A 6,611-nucleotide genomic window follows, 5' to 3' on the forward strand; every position below is an offset into this window, starting at 1 on the left:
CGCCAATTCAGCGCCCAGATGCAAAGCGGTTTGTTCAAGGTTTCTTAATCGATATGTCGCAGCAGTGCAGGCATGCCGAATTCCTCCAGCCTGCCCTGGCTTTGCTGGAAGTACGCCTCCCAGAAACCTTTCAAGGCGCCCATTTTCTTGGGGTCACGGTAAATGCCACTGTCCTTGGGCGCGTTTTTGCTGCGGGCATCCTGCACCAGCCCGGCGCCAATCACGAAAACGCGGGCATCCGCCAATTGGGCCAGCATGCCGTGTTCCTGCACCTTTTTCATCTCCGCCTGCACATTCAACAGGCGCACATTGCGGTTGGCGTAAAAGCTGCTGATGGCCGAATGCTCCAGCATATCGGAGGCCACGAAGAATATCTTGTCCTGCGCCGTGGAGTCCTTGGCGCGCCTGGACATTTCACGGATGCTGGCCAGCACGTCCGAATGCGCCAGGCCGGCGCTGATGCCGGAAAATGCCTTTTGCAGCGCCTGCGCCGCCAGCTTGCGGCCATAGGCATGCTGGTCTTTGAGGCATTGATTCAGGTTTTGCAGGATTTTCACGCCCGTGCTGCGGCGCACATCGTCGGGTAGTGGCTTTTCAAAAGCCCCCTCTGCCAGAATCTCCATGTAGCGCCCCTGGCCAAACGAGGAAAAGCTGGCAATGGCAAAGCCCGTGCCCGGCTTGAGCAGGCGGTCTGCATTTTCCATGATGGCGCGCTGCAAGCCCTCATCAAAGGGTGTGGTCTGATCGATGAGAATGAAAACCTCGCGCTCCAGAGCCGGGGAGGGATTTTCTATCTTATTGGCCTTGTAGCAGCTCGGCACCTGATTTTGAGCCAGGGCCGGGCTGCTCAAGGCGAACAAGGCGCAGGCTGCGGCGCAGACCTGCTGCATCACTTTGTTCATGATCGGCATAAAAACACTCAAAAAAGATCTTCAATATTGGGCTGGCGCTCTCGCTCGGCCTTGCGATTTTTCAGGAAATCGATCAGCACGGGGTTTTTCCTGACTTTCTCAGGCAGGCTCAAATAATAATTTTTCTCCATGTCTGCGTCATCAAGGTCCTGAATCTTGGCTATGGCGGCTGCTACAGGATCACTGGCGTGATGCGCCTCCCCCTCCGAAGAGGCAATGACTTGTGGCGCATGGTTTTTCTCTGCAATGGCGTCGAATCTTTCCTGAACGGCAGCATCGGAATGGACTTTCCTTGTATCTGCATGGACAGGGGCTGCGCCTTGATTTGCGCTGGCCTGTCGGCTTCTTTGCGCGTTGAAGCTCTCTTCCAGCTTCAGGTTTTCTTCATCGATGTATTGCTCAAACGTCTTGTCAAAGCCCGATTTGTCATTGGAATCTTCTTTGATTCGTTGCTGCAAATCCTTCAATCGCGCACTGGCGGTATCAAAGTACGGCTGCATCAGCGCCTCGTATGCGGCCCATGTGTTGGCACCTCTGACGCCTTCATACGCAGCTCTTGATTGACGACCGGCGAATCCGTATATGTAGCCTGCGCCCATGCCCACCACCTGCGTAATGATGAAAATCAGGGCCAGCACCACAAAGGCGGCCATGCCCTCGCCCTTCAAGGCAGACTGCAAATGGCCCAGAGCGCCTCTCTCAGCCTGCTCTTGCGAGGCCTGCACTTCATCGGGCAGAACAAGGTTTAGAAAAGGATTGCCTGCGGGCGCGGCAGTATGCTGGCTCAATGTGGTTTCATTGATCAATTCGCGCTCAAGGCTTTGCATGCGCATGTATGTGGAGCCCACAGCAATCAAGATCACACACACCAGCGTAAACCAACAGGCAATATAGCTGCCACGATCATTGGCTTCCTTGGCAATGCGATTGAGGCCTTGCAGATATTGCTGATCATTGTCGTCTTTCGATTGATCTTCGCTCAATCTGATGACGCGGAAATTCAGGTTGGTCGCATTGCTGTCCTGCTTGAAAGAGCGAAAGAATGAGCGCAGCAGGCTGGTTCTGTAGAACTGGTGGCCTGCAAAATGCGTCAGCGTTACAAGAATGATGCAGAGCACAAACACGATGGCAATCATCAAAATCGTGTGTGTTTGCTCGCTTCCTTCACGGGCCAGCCATGAGCCCAGCAGGTACGAGAAGCCCAAGCCCTCCGCAATCAGCAAAACCACCAGCAATGCGATCACCCACATGGGCGTGGGCTTGCGGCCAATATCGGTAGACTTGCGCAGGTACTCCTGGTTTCTTTCAAATTCCTTGGGGGTAATCTTCGCGCAATAGGGCTTGTATTTTGCGCACAGTGTGCGCTCAGTCAGTCGCCAGCCGTTCTTATCTGGATCGACTGAGTCCCTGGAAAGTCTTGCAATCGTTCCAATCAACGGAAATCTTGCCCATAGATCCATGACGTGAAAGCGCACCCTGGCGCTGAACATATAGGCAACCAAGCAACTCAAAAGCACCGCACCCACGGCGATGGCAATCCTGTTCATGATGATCCATTCAAGCATTTCTTGCTCCTGCAGGTTTCATTATTTTTTACGTCCGGCCATATCCATGGCAAAAGAAGATTGCCAGCTCTCACCCTGCCGCTTGTAAATCAGTACGACAGCGTCGGCATGGGTTGGGCGCTGATTCGGGATCAGGATATCCATGCACTGGATGGGCCCATCCGAAAAAATGCGATACAGCAATCCATTGCTGCCATGGTATGTATTGACTTTGGGTTGACCGCGCCATTGCGCCTTGCTCTTTTTGTCTCCCTTGTAGTCCGTATAAATCAGCAGCTCAGGCGCGTTGGCCGGCAGGGCGCTCTCACGCAGAACCGCCATTTTGTTCATGGCCAGCAAATGACCGTTGACCATGCCCACCCAGCTTGTCTGATACAGGCCCGGCATGTATTCCGAGGTTTTCAGCTTGCCTGTTTGCAGGGACTTGACGCCCCGTTGCTCCCGGTAGCGGTCGTTCGTGCAATGGGCAATGGCGCTGCCACCACTGGCATGCGCCTTGGAAATCAGCGAAAAGATCGCGGGTTCCTGGTTGATGGCCTGCCCGATATTGGCAACCTTGAGGTTGCTGCGATCAAGCCTGGAGCCACCGAAATCGATGAACGATCCGGGCGCGGCACGCACAATGGCACTGCCCTGCCGGGCAGGCTGTTGAGGGCTGGATGCGCTGGGGCCGCTGGCTGTCTGGACGGGCGCGGATGTCTCTTGAGGGGGCGTTGCTCTGGCCGGGGCCTGGGGCTTGGGCTGTGAAGGGCTCTTGGACGGCAACGGGGCCTTGGACTGCTGGGGGGCCTTGGGTGGCGGCGCACTCCTTGTGGGCGGAGCGGCTTTGGGCGCGGGTGCCGAGGCCACGGTTGCCGCGCCCGATGTCGGTTTGCTTTCCGCGGGGCTCACGATCTCGGTATGTGCACGGTAATAGCGGGTTTGTGGTGTGCGGCTCTGGATGTAGCTGTCCAGTGCTGCACTGCCGTGCAGGTCGATGATTTCCACGCGGCGGTTTTGCCTGCGGCCTTCTTCGGTTTCGTTACTGGCAATGGGCAGGGTTTCGCCTGCCCCCTGGAAAAACAACTGGCTGCGCTGAAAACCATGTTGCGCAAAAATTTCCGCAACGGCCCTGGCGCGTTTTTCCGAAAGCTCCGCATTCAGCGTGGTCGAGCCCGTGTCGTCCGTATGCCCCACCAGCAAGATACGTATATTGCGGATACGCACCTGATAGTCTTGAGGATTTTCACCCGGCCTGCTCATTTTGTAGGCGCGCGCAATATCGGCAAATGCCTGCCTTCCCCTGGCCGTGGGCTGGGCCGAGCCACTGACAAACTCCTGACCCGCATCCTGCAACGACACCAGCAGCCCCGACGCAGACGAGGAGGACTGGCCCGCCTGGGGCAACGAAATTTCCTGCACGGCCATGGCAAGCTGGTGTTGCCTGCTGATCTTGGAGAGCTCGCAGCGGCGGTAATCGATGTCCTGGCCGATCAGTCCGCCGACAGCAGCGCCGATGACGCCACCCGCCACCACAGCGGCAGTCTCCTTATCGCCCACGGCGCGGCCCACCAGCGCGCCAACAAGGCCCCCGGCAGCAATACCGATGTTGCGGGCGTTGGGGGCACAGGGGTCATCGTTGGCGAAGGTGTCCTTGAATACGCCGCCTGACATGGTCTGGCAGCCAGCCAGGGAAAACACGGCCAGCACGCAAACGCCTGAGCGCAGGCCCGATGACAGGCGGGCGGAATTTCGGGCGGTGGTTGGCATGGCAAAACCTCCTTTGTTCATTGAGGGGGTGGAGATCGAAGAAGCGGGGATCCCCAGGGAAGGGATTGGGGAGAGCCTGCACAAATCACAGCGTCGTGTGCCTCTGCGGATTCGGGTGGCCTGCATCGCCTGCCAATCCTTGCGATACCGCCTGGCATCGCTGCGGTTTGCGCCTTGCCGCCGCCCCAAACCGCTTCTCGCCCACGCGCGCCGAGATCGCGAACAGGCTCTTATTGCGCCAGCCAGCGCTTGGCGGGTTTTGCCGGAGCCGGTGCGCCCTGAGGGCCCAGCACGCGCAGCCATTCGGCGTCGCTGCGGCTGGTCTGGTAGGTCAGCAAACTGCCGTCCTCCAGAAACATGGCTGGTGTGCCGCGCGCCTTGGAGCCAGCTTGCAGCAGCGCCGCGTGCACGGACATGTAGGCGTTGAAAGCCTGCTGCGGCTCGATGAAGGCGCACGCCTCGCGCGCCTGGGGCATCTGGCCCTGGCCGGCCCAGAACTGGCGCCAAACCTGGCCGTTGTCGGGCGCGCACCACAGGCGCGAGACGATCTGCCACGCCTGTTGCCCCGCTGGCATTTGCATGGGCCGCAGGGATGCGGGCACCACGTAGAAGGTCGTGTCCAGGCTGCCTTGCAACTGCATCAGCTTGTTTTCGAGCAATTGGCAGATCGGGCAGTCGAGCGCACTGAACATCAGCACGCGCCGCCCACCGCCATCGCCGTACTGCACGCGGATGAGCTGCGAGGTATCGATGCCCGCCACGATCTCGCTGCGCAGGTCAGCCAGTTCCTGCTCGGTCAGCCGGCGTACAGCGCTGCCATCCGCGGGCAGATAGGAAAAGCCGTCGGAGCCGCCGTAGAGCGTGCCCTCAGCATTGGTAAAGCCAATGGAGCGCCCCTGTGGGCCCTCCACCCGGTACAGGCCCTTGACAAGCGTGGGCACGGCGCGCGCCTGTTCTTTGGGTACCGAGAGCTTCATATGCCCCCGATGCATGTTGGCGTAAAGCCGGCCCACCACCGGATCGGCCCAGGCGGCATTGATCAGCAGCGAGCCCAGCAACAAGGCGCTGGCTGCCCATGACTTCAAGGTTTTCGGGAAATTCAGCGGGGAACTCCCCAAAAGGCATTTTTCCTTCATCATCCAATCCTTCTCTTCAATTCATCGAAGCAAAAAATATCTTTCTCATGCAGGATGGTCGCAGCGCATGGCCACCCTTCGGTCTTTGATCAATATCCTTGTTTTCTTGCCTTTTTCTCCCTGAAATAACCTTTCAGACCGGAGAAGAAAAGCATGATGACGATGATGGATGCCAGATAAAAACCCAGCCCCATGCTCATGTGGGAAGCCACAAGATCAAAAGCGTCCACCCGAGCCCTTCTGCCAAAAAAAGAATCACCAATACCAACCAGCTGACTCAAACCGTTGAGTACGATATAAATCATCCAGATCGAAAAGAGCGCAGGCGCACATTTCCCCAATTGCGCCGCCGGCTTATCCGATATCGCAGGCAAAAGCGGCAGCAGCGCGCATATCATCATCAAGATGAAATACCCAAAGTTCAGAAAGTCATATACGGAGGCCGATGCTTCCAGACCTATGATCGGCACCTCGACATGGAGGAGCGGCAAAAACAGCCAGGACAACAACAGCAAGCCCACCTGCCACAGCAGCATGGGGGGAAGTTTCGATTTCTTGAGCATGCTCAAACCTTGCGATGAGAATTCCGCGCCCGCCTTGAGGGCGGTTTCCTTGAGCACTGCCGCTTGCTTGACCTCGACAACCGAGACAAGCTCTCCGGCCTCGTCTACGGTCGCCTCCACTGTGGCTCCAACCTTGGGTGGATTGGGCGATTTCCAATGCTTTTCCAGCGAAAAGCTTTTCTGCTTGCCATCGAGAAACAAAATGCCATCGCCTTGGCTGGTATCGCGAAGAATTTTTCCGCGCATGAGATCCTCCAGTAAAAATCTTTAATGTGCATTTTTGAAAGGCTATGCACGGCCTAATTGGGGCGAGTGATGAAAAACGGAATTTTTTGATGATTCCTGAAATTGACGGGGCATGGCGCAAACGGACTGAAAATCGCCCCCATGCAAAAAATAAAAGACACGCAAAAGCCCGGCGACGCTGATAAAGCGTGGCCGGGCGAAAAAAGCCGAAGGCGGTGAGTAACGGAGGGGGGATCGCCGCGCGCGAGGGGCGCAAAGACAAACAGCCGAAAAAAATTTCGGCTGCCGGGGGAACTTTTACAAAGTGACGATCAGTGCTGCGTGCTGCGTGCTGCGTGCTGCGTGCTGCGTGCTGCGTGCTGCGTGCTGCGTGCTGCGTGCTGCGTGCTGCGTGCTGCGTGCTGCGTGCTGCGTGCTGCGTGCTGCGTGCTGCGTGCTGCG

At 57.5% G+C, this 6,611-nt stretch carries 5 protein-coding genes; all 5 read right to left on the reverse strand.

Annotation, left to right across the window (positions count from 1 at the left end; all coding sequences use genetic code 11):
- Nucleotides 1–44 precede the first annotated feature (44 nt).
- The 5 genes from CK620_RS03310 to CK620_RS03330 all read right to left on the reverse strand — a co-directional run bounded on the left by CK620_RS03310 (nucleotide 45) and on the right by CK620_RS03330 (nucleotide 6,170).
- Entirely contained in the window at nucleotides 45–911 is an 867-nt protein-coding gene (locus CK620_RS03310) for a hypothetical protein (RefSeq protein ID WP_238945990.1), read from the reverse strand.
- A gap of 8 nt (nucleotides 912–919) precedes the next feature.
- Nucleotides 920–2,476, reverse strand: a complete 1,557-nt coding sequence (locus CK620_RS03315; protein WP_143325899.1) for a cytochrome b/b6 domain-containing protein — start codon at nucleotides 2,474–2,476, stop codon at nucleotides 920–922.
- A 21-nt stretch (nucleotides 2,477–2,497) separates the two neighbouring features.
- A complete protein-coding gene (locus tag CK620_RS03320) occupies nucleotides 2,498–4,225 on the reverse strand; it encodes an OmpA family protein (RefSeq protein WP_179290559.1) in 1,728 nt (575 codons plus the stop codon).
- 230 nt (nucleotides 4,226–4,455) lie between these two features.
- A complete protein-coding gene (locus CK620_RS03325; RefSeq protein WP_179290560.1) occupies nucleotides 4,456–5,310 on the reverse strand; it encodes a thioredoxin fold domain-containing protein in 855 nt (284 codons plus the stop codon).
- A gap of 140 nt (nucleotides 5,311–5,450) precedes the next feature.
- Nucleotides 5,451–6,170: a hypothetical protein gene (locus CK620_RS03330; RefSeq protein ID WP_095549042.1), complete on the reverse strand. Its 720-nt coding sequence runs from the start codon at nucleotides 6,168–6,170 to the stop codon at nucleotides 5,451–5,453.
- Between the last annotated feature and the right edge of the window lie 441 nt (nucleotides 6,171–6,611).

It is taken from the genome of Vandammella animalimorsus (assembly GCF_002285285.1).
Lineage (GTDB): Bacteria > Pseudomonadota > Gammaproteobacteria > Burkholderiales > Burkholderiaceae_C > Lampropedia > Lampropedia animalimorsus.

Bases quoted from the DNA above. Each gene is read 5' to 3' on its own strand.
- CK620_RS03320 (WP_179290559.1), bottom strand. From the start codon at position 4,225: ATGCCAACCACCGCCCGAAATTCCGCCCGCCTGTCATCGGGCCTGCGC.
- CK620_RS03330 (WP_095549042.1), bottom strand. From the start codon at position 6,170: ATGCGCGGAAAAATTCTTCGCGATACCAGCCAAGGCGATGGCATTTTG.
- CK620_RS03310 (WP_238945990.1), bottom strand. From the start codon at position 911: ATGCCGATCATGAACAAAGTGATGCAGCAGGTCTGCGCCGCAGCCTGC.
- CK620_RS03315 (WP_143325899.1), bottom strand. From the start codon at position 2,476: ATGCTTGAATGGATCATCATGAACAGGATTGCCATCGCCGTGGGTGCG.